Source organism: Rhodovulum sp. P5 (genome assembly GCF_002079305.1).
Classification (GTDB): Bacteria; Pseudomonadota; Alphaproteobacteria; order Rhodobacterales; family Rhodobacteraceae; genus Rhodovulum.
The window spans coordinates 2,071,513-2,093,348 of the sequence record NZ_CP015039.1 but is presented as its reverse complement, the minus strand read 5'-3'; the positions used below and the strand labels follow the sequence as shown (position 1 = coordinate 2,093,348).

Genomic DNA, 21,836 nt, shown 5'->3' with positions numbered 1-21,836 from the left:
CATCGGGCATCGCCCGCCGGCGGATGCCCACCGAAAGGGCAGCAAAGGGCCGTCGGCGGACGCTTTCCCTTGGTCGTATTGCCATGGGCGTGGTACGTGCCAAGTTGTGCACTGCGGCGGCCCGGTGGATCGGACCGGCGCATGAAAAGCGATTTCAGGGGCGGCCTGACCTGGGCGCCCGCCAACTCGACGCAATGAGGGGCTCCCATGGTTTCGCGCGTGATACCGGTCGAACCGTTCGATCTGGTGATCTTCGGGGCCACCGGGGATCTGTCCACACGCAAGATCCTGCCCGGTCTCTACCGGCGCGATCTGGCCGGGCAATTGCCGGAGGAGGCCCGCATCGTCGGCGCCGCGCGCTCCCCCTTCGATGACGAGGGCTGGCGGGCGGAGATTCGAAAAGCGCTGGAAGAACACGTGCCAGAGGGAAAGCTTGACCCGCAGGCCATGGAACGTTTTCTCGCCCGCAACAGCTATGTGGCCGTGGATGCCCGCGGTGAGGACGGCTGGGCCGCACTGGCCGCGAAGATGCGCCCCGGTGCGGTACAGGCCTATTACTTCTCGGTCGGGCCGAGCCTGTTCGGCGATCTGGCCGAGCGGCTGAACCTGCATGGCATGAACACCGACAATTGCCGGATCGTCGTGGAAAAGCCCTTCGGCCACGATCTGACCAGTGCGCGCGACCTGAACGCAACGCTGGCCTGCCATTTCGACGAACATCAGATCTATCGCATCGACCACTACCTCGGGAAGGAAACCGTCCAGAACCTGATGGCGGTGCGCTTTGGCAACATGCTGTTCGAGCCGCTGTGGAACGCGCAATACGTGGACCACATCCAGATCACCGTGGCTGAAACGGTGGGCGTCGCGGGGCGTGGCGGCTATTACGACAAGTCCGGCGCGATGCGCGACATGGTGCAGAACCACATGATGCAGCTTCTGTGCCTGATCGCGATGGAGCCGCCCTATGCGTTCGACCCCGACGCCGTGCGCGACGAAAAGCTGAAGGTGATCCGCGCGCTCGACCCGGTGCGCCTGTCCGATATCGTGCGCGGCCAGTACGAGGCCGGGAATGGCCATGCCAGCTACCTCGCCGATGTGGAAAACCCACACAGCCGCACCGAATGCTTCATCGCGATCAAGGCGCATGTGTCCTCGTGGCGGTGGAAGGGCACGCCATTCTACCTGCGCACGGGCAAGCGGCTGCGGGCGCGGACGTCGGAAATCGCGATCATTTTCAAGGATCCGCCCCATTCGCTGTTCGGTGAACAGGAAGGGCAGAAATCCAACGTGCTGGTGATCCGCTTGCAGCCGAACGAAGGCATCAAGCTGAAGGTCACCATCAAGGAGCCGGGCCCGGGCGGCATGCGCCTGATCGAGGTGCCGCTTGACATGTCCTTTGCCGAGGCACTTGGTCCCGGTGCCGAAGACATTCCGGATGCTTATGAAAGACTCATCATGGACGTGATCCGTGGAAACCAGACGCTCTTCATGCGGGGGGACGAGGTCGAGGCCGCCTGGGCCTGGACCGACCCGATCATCGCCGCATGGGAAGCCCGGGAGGACCGGCCGCATCCCTACGACCCCGGAAGTTCCGGGCCGGAGGACGCGTTGATGCTGATGCATCGCGACGGGCGGCGCTGGCGGGAGGTGAAACCGTGAACCTGATCGAATACCCCGACCTTGAAATGCTGATCATGGACCTTGCCAACAAACTGGCGGGCGAGATCAAGAACGCGCTGTTCCACGAGGATCGCATAACCATTGCCTTGCCCGGCGGCACGACGCCCGGCCCGCTTTACGACGATTTGTGCGGCGCCTCTCTCGACTGGGACAGGGTGCGGGTGATCCCGACGGACGAACGCCTGGTGCCGGCCGATCACCCCCGATCGAACGAAGCTCTTCTGAAGGCCCGGCTGCTGACCGGAAAGGCCAGCGATGCGCGGTTCATCAGCCTGCGTCCCGGCGCTGACGGGATGGCCGGGTTGACCGAACGGGTCAAGCGCACGCTGCCCCTGTCGGTCGCGGTGCTGGGCATGGGGGAAGACCTGCACACCGCGTCGCTGTTCCCCGGCGCGCCGGAGCTTGAGGCCGCGCTGGCCTCCGATGCGCCGCCGGTGATGCAGATAACCCCGCCCGAGGAACCCGAGGCGCGGATCACCCTGACGGCCCCGGTGCTGAAGGGCGCGCTCAACACCCATGTGCTGATCACCGGTTGGGCCAAGCGTGCGGCCGTGGAACGGGCGCGCGAGATGGAGGATTCTCGGCTTGCGCCGATCTGCACAGTGTTGAAAGACGCCACCGTGCATTGGACGGAGTAGGATTTTGACCCTTTCGCAGATTTGGGAGCGGCTCGACGACAAGGCGGGCCAGATCGACGCGCGCGCGATACAGGAATTGTTTGAGCAGGACGCAGACCGGGCGACGGCCTTTTCGGTGCGGGCCTGCGATATGCTGTTCGACTATTCCAAGACGAATATCGATGCCGAAACCCGCGATCTGCTGCTGGAGCTTGTCACCGCCGCCGGGCTGGCGGAGCGGCGCGCGGCGATGTTCGCGGGCGAGAAGATCAACGAAACCGAGGGGCGGGCGGTTCTGCACACCGCGCTGCGCAACCTAGACGGCACGGTTCAGGTCAATGAGGACGACATCATGCCCGGCGTGCGCGAGACGCTGGCACGCATGCATGTCTTCGCCGATGCGGTGCGGGGCGGCCAGGTCGAAGGGCAGGGCGGGGCGATCACCGATGTCGTCAATATCGGCATCGGCGGCTCTGATCTTGGGCCGGCGATGGCCGTGCGGGTGCTGGCCCCCTATCACGACGGGCCGCGCTGTCATTTCGTGTCGAATGTCGATGGGGCGGACATCACCGACACGCTGAAGCGGCTTGCCCCCGAAACCACGCTGGTCATCGTCGCCTCCAAGACCTTCACCACGGTCGAGACCATGACCAATGCAGAGACCGCCCGCCGCTGGATGGCCGAAAAGGTGGCCGATCCGGGCGCGCAGTTCGCGGCGCTGTCCTCGGCACTGGACAAGACGGCGGACTTCGGCATCCATCCCGACCGCGTCTTCGGGTTCGAGGACTGGGTTGGCGGGCGCTATTCCATGTGGGGCCCCATCGGGCTGAGCCTGATGATTGCCATCGGCCCCAAACGCTTCGACGAATTCCTTGCCGGCGGGGCCGCGATGGATGCCCATTTCCGTACCGCCGCCCCGAAGGACAACCTGCCGGTGCTGCTGGCGCTGGTGGGCATGTGGCATGCGCAGGTTCTGGGCCACGCCACCCGCGCCGTGTTGCCCTATGACCAGCGGCTGGGGCGCCTGCCCGCCTATCTTCAGCAGCTTGAGATGGAAAGTAACGGCAAGAGCGTCACGATGGACGGCAGCGCGCCGGACCGGCCCACCGGCCCCGTTGTCTGGGGGGAGCCGGGGACGAATGGCCAGCATGCCTTTTTCCAGTTGATCCACCAGGGCACGCAGGTCGTGCCGTGCGAATTCCTTGTGGCCGCGAAGGGGCATGAGCCCGCGCTTGCCCACCATCACCGCCTGCTTCTGGCCAATGCGCTGGCGCAGTCCAAGGCGCTGATGCGCGGCCGCACCCTGGACGAGGCGCGCGCCATCGCCGACGCCCAAGGGTTCGAGGGCGATGAGTTGGAGCGTCAGGCCCGCCACCGGGTGTTCCCCGGTAACCGGCCATCGACCACGCTGATCTATCCGCAACTGACGCCGCATATGCTGGGCCAGATCATCGCGCTTTACGAACATCGCGTCTTTGTGGAGGGCGTGATCCTCGGCATCAATTCCTTCGACCAGTGGGGCGTGGAACTGGGCAAGGAACTGGCCAAGTCGCTGGAGCCGATGCTCGCCGGGGCCGAACCGCCGGCCGATCTGGACGGGTCCACCCGGCAGCTTCTGGCCTATGTGGCGGGCTGTTCGTAGGGCGCTTTTTCCCCGAAACGCTGTCGCGCGACGGCAACGCATTCTGCGCTGTTTCGATCCCCGTGGCGCGACCGCTTCAAGGCCCGCGCCGGGGCGGCTATGTCCTGCGAAGCGCAGGCGGGAATTTGCCCCGCGGCGCGACCTTGTACGTGATCGAACGACGGAAGGGGCAGTCCCATGAAACTGAAAGTCGTCCTTGGCGGGCTGGCACTCGCCGGTCTTGCCGCCTGTGTCGAAACCGTTGAAACCGTGGATCTGAGCACGGCGCCCGGCAACACGGCCGAGGCCAATGCCCAGCAGGCCTGCCTGCGCGGCGTGGCGAACTATACCGGCAATTCCGATGTCCGGGTCAAAAGCTCGTCCTTCTCCGAAGCGGGGACCGAGGTCATCGTGGGGGTCGGGCCGACCGGGCTTTGGCGCTGTATCGCCTATCGCGATGGAAGCACGACGGGGATTACGTCGCTCAACGACGAAGGGGCGCTTTGATCCCACGGGGGCGCCCCTGACACTTGGTGCCTTGCGCCGCGGCCTCGGCGCCTAGACGGGCGTGGAAAACGCCGTCCAGAGCGGCCAATGGTCGGACCCGCGCGCGGTATCGTCGATCCGGCAGGACTTAACGCGCCCGGCCAGGCTGGCCGACACGAAGCAATGGTCGATCCGCCGCCCGGCATCGGGGTGGGTGGCGCCCGCGGCCTCCTCGCCGCCCGCGGCAACCCAGGCATCGACCAGACCGGCGCGGTTGGTCAGGCGCCCGAATTTCGGGGCGCAGGGGCCGATCAGACGGGCATATTCTGCGCTTTCGGGGCCGAAATTCATGTCGCCCATGACGATATGGTCCAAGGGCATGGGCGGTTCGGGTTCCTCGGTCCAGCCTGCCGCCGGGTCGGGATGTCCGCCGCACCATGCGCCGCCCTCCGCGGGCGCGCGGGCGAGGATGTCCTTGATCGCGTCGACCTGCGGCAGTCGCGTTTCGGGGCACAGATGGCTGAGATGGACGGAATAGACGCGCAGCGCGCCCAGGGGCGTGTCAATCACGGCCTCCAGCATCCCCTGCTGGATCGAATGGTGCTGCCGGTCGCCCCATTTCGGCAACAGGTGATTGCGCGAGGACAGGATCGGCCAGCGGCTGAGGATCATCGTCCCGAACTGCTTGCGCCGATGCACGATGCGGCCGCCGTCGCGATAATCGGCGCTGATGTCCAGATTTGCGCCGAAGACCCAGTGATGGTCGGGCAGGTGATCGGCCAGAACCGTAGGGCTGTCCACCATGCCGGAGCGTGCCCAGTAGCGGTCGACCTCCTGCAGGGCGATGATGTCCGCCGAGGCGACCTCTGCGGCGATGCGGGGCAGGTCATAGCGGCCGTCGGCGCCAAGCCCGTACTGGATGTTGTAGCTTACGCAGTGCATTGCAGTTCTGACCTCATTTCGATGGCAAGATCGATATGGTCGATGTTCAGATAGTGGGCCTCTGCATTCAGCGCGGCGGCGAAGGCTTCGGGGTCAAGCCGTGCGGTGTGGACCATGATTTCCAGCCCCAGTTCCGCAGCGGTTTCCAGCCGGTCCGGCGTCATGTCCTCGGCGTGGAATTCGATGATCTGGGCATCCTCCGCCGTCCGCGCCTCTGCCATGTGGTCGAGGTCACGCCAGTTGACCATGCGTTTCAGCCAGGGCGCGGCCTCTCTCAGGCCCTGCCGCAGGGATGGCGTTTCGGAGTAGACAAAGCACCGCTCCGCCAGACCGGCCCTGCGGATCGCCGCGGCGACGTCTTCGGGACGGGCGGCCTTTACCTCCACATAGAAATCGACATGGGGGGACAGGGCCGTGAAGAAGGCATCGAGCCGGGGCAGCGGTTCGCCGACGAAATCGGGCCCGTACCATGCGCCCGCATCCAGCCGGTCGAGTGTGGTGCTGTCCATCTTGGCGATCGCGCCGTGGAATGGCGTCGTCCGGTCGACCGTTTCGTCATGCAGGACGTATAGCACCCCGTCTCGGGATTGGCGGACATCCAGTTCCACGATGTCGCCGCCCAGTTTCGCGGCGGCAAGGCCGCTGGCGATGGTGTTCTCGGGCGCGGCGCGGCAGGCGCCCCGGTGGCAGACGATACGCGTGGTCATGGCGCAATCTCCACCCCAATCAATTCGTGATCGGAGAGGTAAAGCCCCTGATCGCAGATCGCCGGGGCAACGAAGGCGTTCTTTGCCGTCACCCCACGGGTGAACAGCCAGTCGAGCGTCTTTAGGGGCGTGTCACGGGGCGCGGCCGGATGCGGTCGCGTTGTCGTGGCGCCGGTGTTCGAGGCGCGCCAGTCAAATCCGTGCTCGGCGAAGGCGGTGAAACAGGGCTCTGTCTGCGCGGGATCGGACAGCATCTCCTCCGTCCCCACCCCGGCGTCGAGGAACCCGCGGGTGTTCAGGTCGCCGCCGATCACGCAAGGGCCCGCGCCATAGATCGCATCGACGCTGTCGAGCAGCCGCCGGGCTTGGGCCGCACGGCCGCTTGCATCGCTTTCGCTTTCGAAATGGACGGAGACGAGGGTGAGGGGCCCGGTTGCAAGGTCGATCTGCGCGGCCATCGCCATGCGCCCGCCCACGCGGTGCTGGCCGTCGCCCTTGGGGGCGCGCACATACCATTCCGCACCGTCATCAAGCGGGATCAGTGCGGCGTTTTTCAGCGGCCACCGGCTGAGCAGGGCATTGCCGTGCAGACCGTGCAGGTTCGTCTCCCCGGCATGGCGGGCGGTCTCATACGCATCGCCAAGGCCCAATTCGACGAATTCGACACCGAAGGCATGGCCCATCCCCAGCGCCGCGGCCAAATCTGCGGTCGTGTGCCGTTGACCCGACCGGGCCATGCCCAGGTCCATCTCGGTCGCCAGAACGATGTCGGCCTGTGCCTGCCCGATGCGCCATGCGTTCGCCGCCACCCGTTTGCAGCGTTCGATGTTCCACGCGGCGACGGTCAGGTTTTCGGTTGGCGCAGGTGGCGCGGGCGGCGGGGCGACCTCGATACTGTTCAGGCAGGCCCAGCTTGCCATGAAGCGGTCGTGGGCGGCCCTGTTGCCCCCGGCGACGATGGCCTTGGTGCGGTCCTCCATCGTGGGCGGGATGATGGCGGGCACGGCGGTGGTGATTGGGTTACGCATGGGCAGGAGCCTCCAGCCGGGCGGTGGCGCCGGGCAGGCGTTGCCCGTCGCGATCGAAGACCAGCACCTCCCCCGGGTCGAAGTCGAGGTAGAGCCTTTCCCCCTCGCGCCAGCGCGGGCGCGTGGTCGCCTCAAGGAACCGCAGGTGGCCAAGGGCGCTGTCGACGGAATACAGCGTCTCGCGCCCCATCGCCTCGACATGCAGAACGGTGACGGGAAGCCCCGCCTCGGCCGGTTTCAGCATTTCCGGACGTATGCCCAGCGTGACCGGGCCGTCATGGTTGACCGAAAGCGCCGGCGCGTCGGCCACCAGCCGTCCGTTGACGACCGAGCCGGGGATCAGGTCCATCGGTGGTGACCCGATGAACCCCGCCACGAACAGGGTTTCGGGACGCAGGTACAGATCCTCGGCGCGGCCGGCCTGTTCGATGCGGCCGTCCTTCATGCAGATGACCCGGTCGGCCATCGTCGTGGCCTCCAGCTGGTCATGGGTGACGAGGATCGTGGTCACGCCAAGCTCTCTCGTGATCCGCCGGATCTCGGCCCGCATGGTCAGGCGCAGGGTCGCATCGAGGTTGGACAGCGGTTCGTCAAGCAGCAGAAGGTTCGGGCGTTTGACCAGCGCGCGGGCCAGCGCCACGCGCTGCTGCTGCCCCCCCGAAAGCTGAGAGGGCCGGCGGTCGAGCAGATCGCCTACCTGCACCAGATCGGCCATCTGCCGCGCGCGCGTGTCGGCATCGGGGGCCTTCTGAAAGCGCAGCGGGAACAGGATGTTCTGCAACACCGTCATGTTCGGATAGAGCGCGTAGGACTGGAACACGATGCCCACATTTCGGTCGCGCGCCTCGACCTCGTTCACGACTGCCCCGTCGAACAGGATCTCTCCGCCCGTGGGCTGGTAGACGCCCGACAGCATGAACAGGGTCGTGGACTTGCCGCAGCCCGAGGGGCCGAGGATCGCGACGAATTCGCCGTTCTCCACTGTCAGGCTGACACCGTCCACCGCGACCGACCGGCCCCAGCACTTTTGCAGGTTGCGCATCTCGACCTGTGCCATCAGCCCTTCACCCCGCCCAAGGTCATCTGCGTGAGGTATTTCTGCGCGAAGAGATACAGGATCAGCGAGGGAAGCACGTAGATCAGCGACACTGCCGCCACCAGCCCGTAATCCACACCCATCACGTCCTCCCGCACGTAATACAGATATGTCGACATCACCCAGTAGCTGTTGCCGGTGCGCAGGCCCGTGACAAAGACGTATTCCTCCCACCCCTTGATGAAGGAGAAGACGCCCACCGCGATCATGCCCACGCGCACCTGAGGCAGCACCACCATCCGGAACGCCTGTCGGCGCGAGGCGCCGTCGGTCAGGGCCGACATCTCGATATCCCACGGCACGGCGTCGAAGAATCCCTTCATGATGAAGATGAAGAAGGGCAGTTCCAGCGCCGTCAGCACGAGGATCGGGGCCACCAGCGTGTTCAAAAGCCCGATCCAGTAGACCATCAGGAAGATCGGGATCACCAGCGTGATGGCCGGGAACGCCTGCAGCACCAGCAGCGATTGCAGGAAGGCCGCGCGCCCTGCAAAGGCAAAGCGCGACAGGTAATAGCCCGCCAGCGTGGACACGGTCACGACGATCACGGTCTGGCTGCTGGCAAGGATCAGGGAGTTGATCAGCGCGTCCCAGACCCACGGGAATTGCCCGCCCGCGGTGGCGGCCCCGCGCAGGTCCTCCACCACATTCGGGGTGATCAGGAAGCGGAAGTTGTAAAGATGCAGGTCGTCGCGCAGGAACACCCAAAGAAGCACCACCGCCACCGCGATTGCGGCCAGCCCGGCCCCGGCCCGCGCCTTGCCCGACAGCGCCTGATAGGCCGCGGCATAGCCCAGCGTCACCGGGACGAGGATCGCGCAAGCGGTCCAGAGCGTGGCACTGTCCGCCCCGCCGGTGCGCGCGGTGAACGCGATCATCACCATCCAGAAATAGGGCAGGATAATCGGGATCGACACGGCCGTCAGAAAGACGATCAGCGCGCCCTGCCTCAGCCGCCTGTCCCGTTGCCCGCTTCGGGCCAGTCCTTCCCAGTCGACCGCGGTCATCAGCGCACCTCGATCCGAGGGCGCTGCAGCAGCGCCTTCATGTTGGTCAGCCGCCACATGACAAGGGCCACCACGATGCCGATCACGATCAGGATCGTCGCGATGGCGGCGCCATAGGCGTATTGCCCCCCGCCGATCTGGGGCGCCAGCGACTTGGTATAGGACAGCATCGCCATGGTCATGGTCGACCGCGCGGGCCCCATGATCAGGAAGATGTATTCGAAGGACACCAGCAGCGCGAGCGCCTGGTAGATCGTGATATAGCTGATCGGCCAACGCAGCGCGGGCAGCACGACATGGCGCGCAATGGACAGCGGCCCGGCCCCGTCGGCGCGGGCGGCATGGAACAGATGTTCGGGGATCGACCGGATCGCACTGGTGAAGATGATCACGCCCAGGGACGCCCCGATCAGCCCGTTGGCCACCACGATCACCGCCATCGGGTGGTCGAGCTTCAGGTTCATCTGCGGCAGTCCCGCGAACATCACGATCTGGTTGAAAAGCCCCCGTTCGCTGGAATCGATGACCCACAGCCAAAGCAGTGCATAGACGACCGAGGGGCTCATCCGCGGCAAGAGCCACACCGCGCGGAAGAACGCGCCCATCCGGGGTGGGATCGCCGTGGTCGCAAGGGCAAGGATCAGCGCGAAGGTGACGTTGAAAAGGCCCAGCGTCAGCACCACGAAGACCAGCGTCAGCATCAACGCCTTGTAGAAGGACCGCCGCAGATCGATGCCCAGAAAGGCCTCGGGGTCGAGATGGCCCAGCTTGTTGAACTGTTTCGTGGTCGGAAAGTCGTCGAACCGGACGGTTTGCGCCATGTCCGAGAACGCCACGAAGAAGTTGACGAAGATCGGCGCAAGGAAGAACAGCACCAGCAACAAGGCCGCCGGCCCCAGGAACAGGGCCTTGTCGGCTAGGGCGCGGCGGTTTGCTTCTGTCATCTCTGGCAGCCGCTCCCCCCTTTGGATCGGAGGGAGCGGGACCTTGCGTCAGTCGAGGATGATGACGTCGTCGCCAAGCTCGATCTCGAGCTCTTCAAGCACCATCTCGGCGGCGTCTTCGGGGGTCATCTCGCCGGTTTCGACAGCCTGAACACCGGAATAGGTGATCGCGTTGTACTGGCCGATCTTGGCGTGGTTCGGCATGAATTCCGAGTATTTCAGCATCGGCGTGCCGGCGATCAGCGCCCAGCCCTTTTCCTGGAATTCGGGCATGGCCACCTGGCCGAAATTGATCGGCGTGTGGTTGGTGCCGATGGCGTGGCGGGTGTTCAGCACAGGCTGGCTGGCCAGCGCGACCAGCATCGCGGCCAAGTCCTTGTTCTCGGTATCACCGACGATATAGACGATCGGGTGGCTGAGGTTCTTCGGCGCCCCGCCCTTTTCACCGGCCGGTGCGTGGATCCATGTCAGCTTGTGGAAATAGTCGTCCTTGCCCGTCAGGCCAAAGCTTTCAAGCTGTTTGCCCACGTTCCAGATGCCGTGGAACTTGCCCATCGCCTCGCCCCCGCGGAAGGCGGCATGGGTGCTGTCCCAGGACCACGAGGTCATGTCGGCGGGCAGCGATCCGTTGTTCACGCAGTAGCCGAGCCATTTGTAATACTCGGTCAGACCGTCCTTGGTGATCTGCAGCTTGGCCTCGTCTTCGTTGTAGATGTCGATGCCGAAGCTGGCCATCGCCATCTGAAAGTCGGGGCCGACGTTCGGGCGGTGCACCCAGCCATATTTGGCCGCGCCGCTGTCGACCGCCTCGGCCGCAAGGTCGCACCAGTCGTACATGGTGAACTCCCCCGCCTCGACCTGACCGGGCAGGGCGGTGATGAAGTCTTCCGACTTGCCCATGGCGCGCAGGATGTCGTTGTTGACGAAGAACATCCGGACCTCGGAGTCCTGCGGGATGCCGTAGCGCTCGCCCTTGTACTTCACCGCGTTCCAGAGGTTCGGGATGATGTCGGCGTAGAGAACCTCGTTGCCGGTGATGTGGTCTTCAAGGTTCGCGGCAAGGCCCGCCTCGACGAAGGAGCCGATCCATTCATGGGCGGCCACGGCGATGTCGGGGGTTTCGCCCACCGAATGCGCCTTCAGCAGATCCAGCGCGTCGGCGTCAAAGCCCTTGGAGTTGGTTTCGATCAGTTCGATCTTGACCCGGTTTTCGGAACCGGCCGCCTCAAGCATGGCGTTGAGTTCGTCGGCGGCGGTCACGATATTGCCCGCCCGCAAGGGACCGGAGCGGTCGGCCATCGACCAGAGCTTGACGGTGATGTCTTCGGCGAAGGCGGGTGCGGCATTGGCCAGCGCAAGGGCGGCGGTTGCGGCGAGCAGAGCAGATTTCATTCGGATGACCCCCGGATGCGGAAACGGTGTGTTCTGATATCCAGACCGCATGACAATCGGATCGCTGAACGTTGACGGTCGCGCTAAGGTTCTGTGACAGGGGGATGACAGGCGGCTATCGGGCAGCCCCTCGGCGGGGGACGCGCTTGCAGCCCTGCCGGGGTTAGCGCCTTCCCGAAAGCCTCGTGGCAAGGGCAATGCCATCGACCACCGCCGTGAAGGCGTCAGAGCGGATCAGCCGGGCCCCCGGGCAGACGGCGCGGGTTTCGTCCTCGACCAGCGACATCAGGCTGGAGCCGCCGACCAGAACGACCGAGGCGATGTCGGCGGGCGTCACCCGGGCATGGAACAGGGTCTCGTAAAGCGCCGTTCTCAGCCCGTCGCGATAGGGGGTGAGCGCGGCGTTCAAGGTTCCCGCGGTGATCGGCACCGCGACGCCACGCTCCACGCAGGTCATGTCGATCCGTGCGTTGGGTGTGCCCATATTGGCGGCGATCTTGCCCCGCTCGACCGCGAAGGCCAGGTCATGGCCCAGCCGGTGTTCGATCACGGTGGCAAGCCGTTCAAGTGGGGCAGGCTCGACCGCGTGGCGCACCAGGTCGGCGACCATGCGTTCGGTGTCACGACTGTAAAGGAAGGGGATCATCGCCCAGGTGGACAGATCGACGAACAGTGCCCGCGGCACCGGCAGCAGCCCCTCGCCGAAGGCGCGGCGCAGTTCTCCGCCCAGTCCCAGTTGGGGCATCGCATGGGCCATCGACACCGCATGGTCGAAATCCGTGCCGCCCAGCCGGATGCCGTGGCTGGCCATGACGTCAACCCGGTCGGCGCCGAGTAGCACGACCGAGAAGTCAGAGGTGCCGCCGCCGATATCGACGATCAGCCGGGTTTCCTCTCGCGCTTCGGTCGTGCGGGTGGCATGGGCCGCGGCCTCTGGTTCGAAAATGAAGTCGACCTTGTTGAATCCGGCAGCAAGGTAGCAGGCGCGCAGGTCCTCCTCTGCCCGGGCATCGCGGCTGGCATCGTCCGAATGGAAATGAACCGGCCGTCCCGACAGGACATTGGCGAAGGGTATCCCTGCGGCGGCTTCGGCCCGGGCCTTCACCTCGGCCAGAAAGGCCGTGACGATATCGCCCAGCGTCCGGCGCTTGCCCGCGATCAGGCGGTCTTCGTGAAACAGCGGCGTGCCGAGCACGCTTTTCAAGGCGCGCATATAGCGCCCGTCCTCGTCGCCGGTCAGGGCGGCCTCTGCCGCCGCGCCGATCCGCATGTCGGCACCATCCGTCGGCAGGAAGACCGCGGTGGGCAGGGTGTCCGCCCCGGCCTCGATTTCCAGGCGCCGAACCCGCCTATCCACAAGGAGCGCCGCGGCGGAATTCGATGTCCCGAAGTCGAGGGCAAGCGTTGGGGCGGTCATGGCGGCATGTCCTTGAACGGGTATGGCGGCGTGGCCTAGAGGATCCGTCGCGCCCCGGCAAGGGGCCGGACAAGGGTAAAGCGGGCAAGGGCAAAGGGTGTCGGCGCGCGGCGCGGTTCCCGCATCGTTCTGCGACATCCTGCGCAAGCGCGCTGCCGCCTCATCAAGACGCTTGCTGATTCCAAAGGGTTGCCGTATAGGCGGCGGTGGGACACCCCTCCCCAACGAGGGGCGAATATCTGGAAGGATACCAGCAATGGTCACCGAGACTCCGGCAGCGCGCCCGGCCAATCCGCGCTTTTCCTCTGGCCCCTGTGCCAAGATCCCCACATTTTCCACCGACAAGCTGAACGACGTCGCTCTGGGCCGGTCGCACCGCGCCGCCGTCGGCAAGGCCAAGCTGAAAGCCGCGATCGAAACGACGCGCGAGGTGCTGGGCATTCCCGCCGATTATCGCATCGGTATCGTTCCCGCCTCTGACACCGGTGCCGTCGAAATGGCGATGTGGTCGATGCTGGGCGCCCGCGGCGTGGAAATGCTGGCCTGGGAAAGCTTCGGGTCGGGCTGGGTGTCCGACGTGGTCAAGCAACTCAAGCTCGACGCCACCGTGCGCGAGGCCCCCTATGGCGAGATCGTCGATTTCGCCGAAGTCGACTTCGACAAGGACGTGGTCTTCACCTGGAACGGCACCACCAGCGGTGTGCGCGTGCCGAACGGCGACGCGATCCCGGCCGACCGTGAGGGGCTGACGATCTGCGACGCGACCTCTGCCGCTTTCGCGATGGACCTGCCCTGGGACAAGCTGGATGTGACCACCTTCTCCTGGCAGAAGGTCATGGGTGGCGAGGCCGCGCATGGCATGCTGATCCTGTCGCCGCGCGCGGTGGAACGGCTGGAAAGCTATACCCCCGCCTGGCCGCTGCCGAAAATCTTCCGCATGACCAAGGGCGGCAAGCTGATCGAGGGCATCTTTGTTGGCGAGACGATCAACACGCCCTCGATGCTGGCGGTCGAGGACTACCTTGTCGCGCTGGACTGGGCCAAATCCATCGGCGGCCTGCCTGCACTGATCGCGCGGGCCGATGCCAATGCCGGCGCGATTGCGAAATTCGTCGCCGAGCACGACTGGATCGAGAACCTGGCCGTCGACCCGGCAACCGCGTCCAACACCTCTGTCTGCCTGAAGTTCAACGATGCCCGCATCGCGGACGGGGCCGCCTTTGCCAAGGCCGTCGCCAAGCGGCTGGAGAAGGAAGGCGTGGCCCTGGATGTCGGCGCCTATCGCGACGCGCCCGCGGGCCTGCGCATCTGGTGCGGCGCCACGGTCGAGACCTCGGATATCGAGGCGATGCTGCCCTGGCTTGAATGGGCCTTCGAGGCCGAGATCGAAGCGCAGACCGAAGCCGCCTGACATCCCGTCCCGGGCCTGACCCGGGACCTTCCCCCTGCCCAAGAGGCCCCGGGTGCGACCCCGGGGCGCGACACCCCCTTTATTCAAGGACTCGCCACCATGGCCCCCAAAGTTCTCGTATCCGACAAGCTCTCTGAAACCGCCGTGCAGATCTTCCGCGACCGCGGGGTCGAGGTCGACTTCATGCCCGACCTCGGCAAGGACAAGGAAAAACTGCAAGAGGTGATCGGCAAGTATGACGGCCTTGCCATCCGCTCGGCCACCAAGGCCACCGAAAAGCTGCTGGAAGCTGCGGACAACCTGAAAGTCATCGGCCGCGCCGGGATCGGTGTCGACAATGTGGACCTGAACGCCGCGTCGAAGAAGGGCATCATCGTGATGAACACGCCCTTCGGCAACTCCATCACCACGGCCGAGCACGCGATTTCGATGATGATGGCGGTGGCCCGTCAAATCCCCGAGGCCAATGCCTCCACCCATGCCGGCAAGTGGGAAAAGTCCCGCTTCATGGGCGTGGAACTGACCGGTAAGACGCTGGGCCTGATCGGCTGCGGCAATATCGGCTCCATCGTGGCCGACCGGGCGCTGGGCCTGAAGATGAAGGTGCTGGCCTATGACCCGTTCCTGTCGGAAGAGCGCGCCGCCAAGCTGGGCGTGCACAAGGTGGAACTGGACGAGGCGCTGAAGCGCGCCGATTTCATCACCCTGCATGTGCCGATGACCGAGAAGACGGCAAACATCCTGTCGGCCGAGAACCTGAAGAAGACCAAGAAGGGTGTGCGCATCGTCAACTGTGCCCGCGGCGGTCTGGTGGACGAGGCCGCGCTGGCCGAACTTCTGAAAGAGGGCCATGTCGCCGGCGCGGCGTTCGACGTCTTCGCCGAAGAACCGGCCAAGGACAACGTGCTGTTCAACCTGCCCAATGTCGTCGTCACGCCGCATCTTGGTGCGTCCACCACCGAGGCGCAGGAAAACGTGGCGCTTCAGGTGGCCGAGCAGATGTCGGACTACCTGCTGACGGGTGCCGTGACCAACGCGATCAACATGCCGTCGATCACCGCCGAAGAGGCCAAGGTGATGGGCCCGTGGATCAAGCTGGCCGGGCATCTGGGCGCGTTCGTCGGGCAGATGACCGATGAGCCGATCAAGGCGATCAACATCCTTTATGATGGTGTCGCCGCCGAGATGAACACCGCCGCCCTGAACGCCGCGGCCATCGCGGGTGTCCTGAAACCCGCGAACCCCGAGATCAACATGGTCTCTGCCCCGGTCGTGGCCAAGGAACGCGGCGTTGCGACCTCTACCACGACGCAGGGCAAGTCGGGCACCTTCGACGGCTATATCAAGCTGACCGTCGTCACCGACAGCCGCGAACGCTCGATCGCGGGCACCGTGTTCTCGGACGGCAAGCCGCGCTTCATCCAGATCAAGGGCATCAACATCGATGCCGAGATCGGCGAGCACATGCTCTACACTACCAACAAGGACGTGCCCGGCATCATCGGTGCCCTTGGCGCGACCATGGGGGCGCATGGCGTGAACATCGCCAACTTTACCCTCGGCCGGACCGGAATCGGCGAAAGCGCGATCGCGCTTCTCTACCTCGACCAGCCGCTGCCGCTGCATGTTCAGGAAGAACTGTTCGCCACCGGCCTGTTCCAGCAGGTGCGCCCGCTGGAATTCGCGGTGAACTGATCCAGCCCGTTTGACAATCCCGGGGCCTGCGGCAAGACATGCGGCAGGCCCCGATCTTGTTTGCGGGGCCGCCCGGAAGGAAAGGGGACGGATGATCGGCAACAGCACTCCTGTCCTTGGCGCGATACGGCCATGACATCCGGTGGCATCAGATCGGCCAATGAACATGCGCATGCCCTTCACGACCCGGGCGGCAAGGTTCATATTCGGCTGCCCGACGGCGTTCTTGGCGGCGCGACCTTTTCGGAATGCGGGCGATACCGGCAAACCCTGTCCCGCGACTGGACGCCGGAGGGGCAGGCGCCGCGCACGATCCTGTTCGTCGGTCAGAATCCCTCGGTCGCCCGGGCGGATGTCTCTGACCCGACCTGCGACAAGGAACTGCGCTTTGCACGGCGCTGGGGCTTTACCCGCTACGTCAAGGTGAACATGCTGGATTGGCGCGCCACCAGCCCCAAGGACGTGCCGCACGACCCAAAGGTTGCGCGAAGCGTCGAAAACCTGCCAGCCATCCTGCGGGAGGCATCGCAGGCCGAAGAAATCCTTCTCGCCTATGGCAAGCTCCACAAGCGATATGCCCCTATCGTCGAAGAGACGCTTACCGCCTTGCGCGCGACCGGCAAGCCCTTGATGGCGCTCAAGCTCAACAAGGACGGCTCGGCGCAGCATCCGCTGTATATCCGTGGCGATACGGAGCGGTTTCCGTTTCCCGCGGACTGATCGTTCGCGGGGTTTCCCCGGTCCTCCACCCTATCGGTCGCGTTCGCGGTTGGCCCTGTCAGGCGCAGGTTTCGCGCCGTGCACCGGCCGTTGTCCATGCGTCAACGCCTTGGGAACCCTGATCCGAATGTCCACAAAACGGACACATTCCGGTCAATCCGGTGCCTGATCGACCCCTATAACGGAAACGGTCCACGCCCGGGTCACCGGCTCGATGCTGGGCGCGCGAGCGGCGCTTTTGGCGTCCTCACTCCTGTTTGTTTCGCGGCCATGCAGGCCGTTGTGTGCGGCACCGGACCACCGTGCCGTTTGTGCCCTTTCAAGCATCCAAAGGACCCGAAATGCCCATCACGAAGTCCTCCCGCGCCAACGGCTATGACGCCGAAGCCCATCTGGCATCGCATGCAGGCCCCGCCGACATGTCCGACATGCACACGGCCCATTCCGCCGCGGGCGCCCGTCCGGCTGTGAAATCCGGTCGCCGCAAGGCGACCGAGGCCAACCGCCAGCGGGCCCGGACCGTTGCGCGCCAGCAGCAGGCCGCCGAACGGCTGGCCGCCGCCGCCTCGCAGATGAGCGCCAATGTCACGGAATCATCGGCCGCGGCAGAGGAACTGGCCACCGCGATGCGCCAGATCGGCGAAGGCGCCGAACAGGCGGCGACCGCGTCAGAGGAGTCGATGGCGGCGATCCGCAGCATCGACAACAGCGTGACAAGCCAGGCCGAGGCCGCGGCCCGTGGTCAGGCTAAGGGGCTGGAACTGCAGGAACTGATCGCCCAGACCGGCGCGGGCATTCGCGCGGTTCTGGACAATGTCGGCGTCGCGGCCGACCGCCAGACGCAGTCGGTGCGCATGATGGCCGAGCTTGACCAACAGGCGACGAACATCATCGATTCCGTCAATCAGGTCATCCGCATCGCCGACCAGACCAACCTTCTGGCGCTGAATGCCGCGATCGAGGCTGCGCGTGCAGGTCGCCACGGCAAGGGCTTTGCCGTTGTCGCCGACACAGTGCGCAAACTGGCCGAAGCGTCCGAGACCAATGCCAGCAGCATTCAGGACCTGGTCGCGCAGATCCGCACCGGCATCAAGCAGATCTCGGAAAGCGTGACGGAATCCTCCGAAGCCTCTCGCGCGGAAGTCGAGAAAAGCGGCGTCGTCATCGACAATCTGAACCAGGTCCGGCGGCAGATCGAGGCCATCGTCGATGCCAACCGCGGCATCGACCGTGCCGCGTCGGAAATGTCGTCGGCCACCACGCAGGCGCTGAAGGCCAGCGAGGAGATCGCCGCCGCCGCCGAGGAGCAGAGCGCCGCGGCAAACCAGACCATCACCGCCGTCGAGACGCAAAGCGCCGCGCTGTCCTCGGCCGAGGAAGCGTCGAACGACCTTGTCGATCTGGCCGACGATCTGCGCAACAGTGCTGACATTTCGAAAAGCAGCGAAGAACTGGCGGCCTCGGCCGAGGAACTTTCGGCCACGGTCGAGGAAATGGCGTCGAGTTCCGAACAGATCATGACCGCGATCAACCAGATCGAACAGGTGGCGATGTCGCAGGCCTCCGCCTCGGAAGAAAGCGTGGCGGGCCTTGCCCAGATCGAGCGCAGCTCGCGCGACACCGAAGAGCGCCTGACCGACGTTCTTGAACAGGCCTCGACGATTTCCAGCCTGCTCGACACCAACAAGACCGCTGTGGACGACATCATCCGGGGCGTGTCCGAGGCCAATGAGCAGGGCAAGGCGAATGCGCAGGAAATCCAGAACCTCGATATGCTGAGCGGCAAGATCGACAAGATCGTCGACGCCATCGCCAATGTCGCGATCCAGACCTCGATGCTGGCCGTGAACGGCGCGGTCGAGGCCGCCCGCGCCGGCGAATACGGCAAGGGGTTTGCGGTGGTGTCCTCCGACATCCAGAACCTTGCCGACGATGCCGCAGAGAACGCCGAGACGATCAAGGACCTCGTCAAGGCCATCCAGGACCAGATCGGGGTGGTGCGCACCGACATGCTGGAAATCGCCGACTCGTCGGCCGCCGATGTCGATCAGGCCCGCACGACCACCGCGGCCATGGAAGAGGTCGAAACGGCCATCGGGCAGGTGATCGCCGACGCGGAAAGCATCCAGACCAGCGCGCAGGGCGTGATGGCGGCGGTGACGCAGGCCAAGGCCGGCTCCGAACAGATCGCGACGGCAGCCGAACAGGCCAGCACCGCCGCGCGTCAGGCCGCAACGGCCGCCGGCCAGCAAAAGGTCGGGATCGCGGACCTTGCCTCTGCCATCGAAAGCATCGCTTCGACCGCCGACGAACTTCAGTCGGCCGTCTGATCGCGCGGTCGGGAGAATAGGCATGGCCAGAAACACCGCCGACGTCGGGGACGCCGTCTCCGACAGCGAAGCGACTGCCGCCGAACCGCGGCAGTTCGTAACCTTCTACATGGGCGAGGACTGCTTTGCCCTGCCGATGGAACTGGTGCGCGAGATCATTCGCGTTCCCGATGCGATCCGCGTGCCGCTGACCCCGCCCGGGTTCGAGGGGCTCGCCAATCTTCGGGGCGCGATCTTGCCCGTGATGGATCTGCGCCGGATGACCGGGCTGCCGCCCCGACCCGTTGATGACGCAAGCCGCACCATCGTGGTGGATTGCGGCACGCCCGTCGGTCTTATCGTCGATCGCGTCTCCCATGTGGTGAGCTTTGCCGCCGACCGGATCGAAACCCCCGAGGAAAGCGCCTCGCTGGGCGCCACGGGGATCGACACCCTGCTGGACGGTGTGGTGAAGGACACCGAAGGCGCGGGCCTGATCCAGATCCTCGATGTCAGCCAGGCCGTTCGGCTGGCCAGCGTTGTGGCTGCCGAAAGCACGACCGACGCCAAGCCCGGCCTTGCGGGTTCCACCGCGTCGCAGGATGCCGACGGCGAAGACGATTCCCTTGTCCAGTTGGTCAACCTGATGGTCGACGGGCAGGAATACGCGTTCGAGATTTCCGAGGTCGATGAAATCGTGCGCCCGCCGGAGTCGATCTTTCAGGTTCCGCAATCGGCAAGCCATGTTCTTGGCCTGATCGACTTGCGGGAACGGCTGCTGCCCATCGTCTGTTTGCGGCGTCTCTTCGGCCTGCCGAGTTCCGAAATATCGGAATCGAACCGCATCCTCGTTCTGCATGTGGACCGCGAAGGCGACCCCGATGCCCGTGTCGGCCTTGTGGTCGACCAGGTGCGCGAGGTGATCACCGCCTCCCGCGAGGATCAGGTCGGCGTGTCCAGCCTGATTTCCCAGACCGGCCAGGACCGGATCGGCACCATGTGCCGGCTGGAGGGGGGCAAGCGCCTGATCGGCGTGCTGTCGGGGCGCACCCTGTTCCAGGATGCCGCGATCCGCGCCGCGCTGGATGAGGCAGGCGAGACGACAGAGACAGCAGAGGACCAGACCGACATGGCGGAAACCACGGCGCAGGCCGCCGGCGACGGCGATGAGACGCAACTGGTGGTCTACCAGCTGGACGGGCAGGACTATGGTGTCGAGATCGACGCTGTACGCGAAATCATCCGCGTCCCGAACGACCTGCGCAGCGTGCCGCGGGCCCCGCATTACGTGGCCGGCATCATCACCCTGCGCGGCGCGGTTCTGCCGGTGGTGACGATGCGCACGCGCTTCGGCCTGCCCGAGGCAGAGCGGGAAGACCGGCAGCGGATCATCGTTCTCAGCCGTGACGGGGTCGAGACCGGCTTTATCGTGGACTCGGTGACCGAGGTTCTGCGCCTGTCGCGCGCCTCGATCGAGAAAGCCCCGGATCTGTCGGATGAACAGCGCGCCCTGATGGGCAATGTCGCAAACCTCGATGGCGGCGACAAAATCATCCAGATCCTCGATGCCTCTGCCCTTCTCTTAACCGAAACCTGCGATGTTCGGGATGAAGATGAGGATCTGGCCGCCACGGCCTGACCCTGCGATCCGGTGAAAGGAGGCAAGACATGCGTGTTCTGATCGTCGACGATTCTGCGTTGATGCGCCGATGGCTGAACGAATGCCTTGCCTCCGAGCCGGATATCGAATGCGCCGTCGCGCGTGACGGCAAAGACGCGCTGGCCAAGATCGAAAGCTTCGATCCCGATGTCGTGACGCTCGACATCAACATGCCGGTGATGGATGGGCTCACCTGCCTGTCGCTCATCATGGAAAAGGCGCCCCGCCCCGTGGTCATGGTGTCCTCCCTGACCGAGGCCGGGGCCCTGGCCACGTTCGAGGCGCTGGAGCTTGGCGCCATCGACTTCATCGCCAAACCGGGCGGGACGGTGTCGCAGAACCTGCGCACCATCTTTCCCGACCTGATCGCCAAGGTGCGCGCCGCCGCGGCGGCCGGACGCAAGATCCGGCGGCCCGCGCTTGCGCTTGCTGGCGCCAGCACCGCGCGGGAGACCGAGCCCGCCCGCCCGCGCCCGCGGCCGAGCGTCGTCCGGCCCGGCCTGCCCCGCGCCGGGCCGAGGCCACCAGTTGCGATCTGGTCCTGATCGGCGCGTCGACCGGCGGGCCGACGGCGGTCGAGGAGGTTCTGGTGCGCCTTTCGCCGGATTTTCCGGTTCCGATCGTCCTGGCCCAGCACATGCCAAAGCGGTTCACCAAGGTCTTTGCCGAACGGCTGACCCGTCAGGGCCCGCTGCCCGTGGTGGAATTGTCGCGCACCACCGAGTTGCAGCCGGGCACCGCCTATATGGCGCAGGGTGACGCCGATGTGCAGGTGTCACGCCGCGGCGGACGGCTGGTCGCCGGTCCGGTCCCGGCCGACCAGTCATGGACATGGACCCCCTCTGTCGACCGGATGGTCGACAGCGCGCTGGAGGTTGTTCCCGCGAACCGGCTGGTTGCGGCGCTGTTGACCGGCATGGGCGATGACGGCGCGGCCAGCATGGCCCGCATCCGCGCCGGCGGCGGTCGGACCATCGCGCAATCGGAAGAAACCTGCGCCGTCTTCGGTATGCCCCGCGCCCTGATCGAGGCCGGCGGCGCCAACCGCGTGGTCGACATCGACCGCATTGCCGCAACGCTGACCCGATTCGTCGGCTGACC

At 65.5% G+C, this 21,836-nt stretch carries 19 protein-coding genes; 11 read left to right on the top strand and 8 right to left on the bottom strand.

Going from position 1 to position 21,836, the window contains the following annotated elements:
• Positions 1 to 207 precede the first annotated feature (207 nt).
• From zwf to RGUI_RS10215, 4 genes are all read left to right on the top strand, one after another.
• Complete coding sequence (zwf, locus tag RGUI_RS10230) at positions 208 to 1,662, top strand: glucose-6-phosphate dehydrogenase (RefSeq protein ID WP_081532968.1); 1,455 nt, start codon at positions 208 to 210, stop codon at positions 1,660 to 1,662.
• Positions 1,659 to 2,321 (top strand): 6-phosphogluconolactonase, encoded by a 663-nt coding sequence (pgl, locus tag RGUI_RS10225; protein ID WP_156882934.1) that lies wholly within the window; start codon positions 1,659 to 1,661, stop codon positions 2,319 to 2,321. Before zwf ends, pgl begins: the two co-directional genes overlap by 4 nt.
• Positions 2,322 to 2,325: 4 nt before the next feature.
• Positions 2,326 to 3,942, top strand: a complete 1,617-nt coding sequence (gene pgi, locus RGUI_RS10220; protein ID WP_172841122.1) for a glucose-6-phosphate isomerase — start codon at positions 2,326 to 2,328, stop codon at positions 3,940 to 3,942.
• A 177-nt stretch (positions 3,943 to 4,119) separates the two neighbouring features.
• Complete coding sequence (locus tag RGUI_RS10215; RefSeq protein ID WP_081532966.1) at positions 4,120 to 4,428, top strand: hypothetical protein; 309 nt, start codon at positions 4,120 to 4,122, stop codon at positions 4,426 to 4,428.
• Positions 4,429 to 4,479: 51 nt separating this feature from the next.
• On the opposite strand, the gene RGUI_RS10210 is transcribed toward RGUI_RS10215, so the two are convergent.
• The 8 genes from RGUI_RS10210 to RGUI_RS10175 all read right to left on the bottom strand — a co-directional run bounded on the left by RGUI_RS10210 (position 4,480) and on the right by RGUI_RS10175 (position 12,940).
• Positions 4,480 to 5,349, bottom strand: coding sequence for an endonuclease/exonuclease/phosphatase family protein (locus tag RGUI_RS10210; protein ID WP_081532965.1), 870 nt, complete (start codon positions 5,347 to 5,349; stop codon positions 4,480 to 4,482).
• The gene (locus RGUI_RS10205) at positions 5,337 to 6,056 is read right to left on the bottom strand and encodes a glycerophosphodiester phosphodiesterase family protein (RefSeq protein WP_081532964.1); all 720 of its coding nucleotides are present in this window, start codon (positions 6,054 to 6,056) and stop codon (positions 5,337 to 5,339) included. Before RGUI_RS10205 ends, RGUI_RS10210 begins: the two co-directional genes overlap by 13 nt.
• The gene (locus RGUI_RS10200; protein ID WP_081532963.1) at positions 6,053 to 7,084 is read right to left on the bottom strand and encodes an endonuclease/exonuclease/phosphatase family protein; all 1,032 of its coding nucleotides are present in this window, start codon (positions 7,082 to 7,084) and stop codon (positions 6,053 to 6,055) included. Before RGUI_RS10200 ends, RGUI_RS10205 begins: the two co-directional genes overlap by 4 nt.
• Entirely contained in the window at positions 7,077 to 8,141 is a 1,065-nt protein-coding gene (locus tag RGUI_RS10195; protein ID WP_081532962.1) for an ABC transporter ATP-binding protein, read from the bottom strand. The genes RGUI_RS10200 and RGUI_RS10195 overlap by 8 nt, the downstream gene beginning before the upstream one ends.
• The gene (locus RGUI_RS10190; protein ID WP_081532961.1) at positions 8,141 to 9,187 is read right to left on the bottom strand and encodes a carbohydrate ABC transporter permease; all 1,047 of its coding nucleotides are present in this window, start codon (positions 9,185 to 9,187) and stop codon (positions 8,141 to 8,143) included. Before RGUI_RS10190 ends, RGUI_RS10195 begins: the two co-directional genes overlap by 1 nt.
• Complete coding sequence (locus RGUI_RS10185; RefSeq protein WP_081532960.1) at positions 9,187 to 10,131, bottom strand: carbohydrate ABC transporter permease; 945 nt, start codon at positions 10,129 to 10,131, stop codon at positions 9,187 to 9,189. The genes RGUI_RS10190 and RGUI_RS10185 overlap by 1 nt, the downstream gene beginning before the upstream one ends.
• A 48-nt stretch (positions 10,132 to 10,179) precedes the next feature.
• A complete protein-coding gene (locus RGUI_RS10180; protein WP_172841121.1) occupies positions 10,180 to 11,523 on the bottom strand; it encodes an ABC transporter substrate-binding protein in 1,344 nt (447 codons plus the stop codon).
• Positions 11,524 to 11,686: 163 nt separating this feature from the next.
• Complete coding sequence (locus tag RGUI_RS10175; protein WP_081532958.1) at positions 11,687 to 12,940, bottom strand: Hsp70 family protein; 1,254 nt, start codon at positions 12,938 to 12,940, stop codon at positions 11,687 to 11,689.
• 256 nt (positions 12,941 to 13,196) lie between these two features.
• Between RGUI_RS10175 and RGUI_RS10170 the strand changes: the two genes are divergently transcribed.
• From RGUI_RS10170 to RGUI_RS21885, 7 genes are all read left to right on the top strand, one after another.
• Positions 13,197 to 14,351 (top strand): phosphoserine transaminase, encoded by a 1,155-nt coding sequence (locus RGUI_RS10170; protein ID WP_081532957.1) that lies wholly within the window; start codon positions 13,197 to 13,199, stop codon positions 14,349 to 14,351.
• A 99-nt stretch (positions 14,352 to 14,450) separates the two neighbouring features.
• Complete coding sequence (serA, locus tag RGUI_RS10165) at positions 14,451 to 16,046, top strand: phosphoglycerate dehydrogenase (protein ID WP_081532956.1); 1,596 nt, start codon at positions 14,451 to 14,453, stop codon at positions 16,044 to 16,046.
• A 132-nt stretch (positions 16,047 to 16,178) separates the two neighbouring features.
• Entirely contained in the window at positions 16,179 to 16,766 is a 588-nt protein-coding gene (locus tag RGUI_RS10160) for a DUF1643 domain-containing protein (RefSeq protein WP_081532955.1), read from the top strand.
• 341 nt (positions 16,767 to 17,107) lie between these two features.
• A complete protein-coding gene (locus RGUI_RS10155; protein ID WP_081532954.1) occupies positions 17,108 to 19,096 on the top strand; it encodes a methyl-accepting chemotaxis protein in 1,989 nt (662 codons plus the stop codon).
• Between the two features lie 22 nt (positions 19,097 to 19,118).
• On the top strand, positions 19,119 to 20,714 hold the full coding sequence (locus tag RGUI_RS10150; RefSeq protein ID WP_081532953.1) for a chemotaxis protein CheW: 1,596 nt from the start codon (positions 19,119 to 19,121) through the stop codon (positions 20,712 to 20,714).
• A 29-nt stretch (positions 20,715 to 20,743) separates the two neighbouring features.
• Positions 20,744 to 21,280 carry a response regulator gene (locus tag RGUI_RS21890; RefSeq protein ID WP_216640065.1) on the top strand — a complete coding sequence of 179 codons (537 nt, stop codon included), beginning with the start codon at positions 20,744 to 20,746 and terminating at the stop codon, positions 21,278 to 21,280.
• A gap of 44 nt (positions 21,281 to 21,324) precedes the next feature.
• Positions 21,325 to 21,834, top strand: coding sequence for a CheB methylesterase domain-containing protein (locus RGUI_RS21885; RefSeq protein ID WP_253798192.1), 510 nt, complete (start codon positions 21,325 to 21,327; stop codon positions 21,832 to 21,834).
• Positions 21,835 to 21,836: the final 2 nt, after the last annotated feature.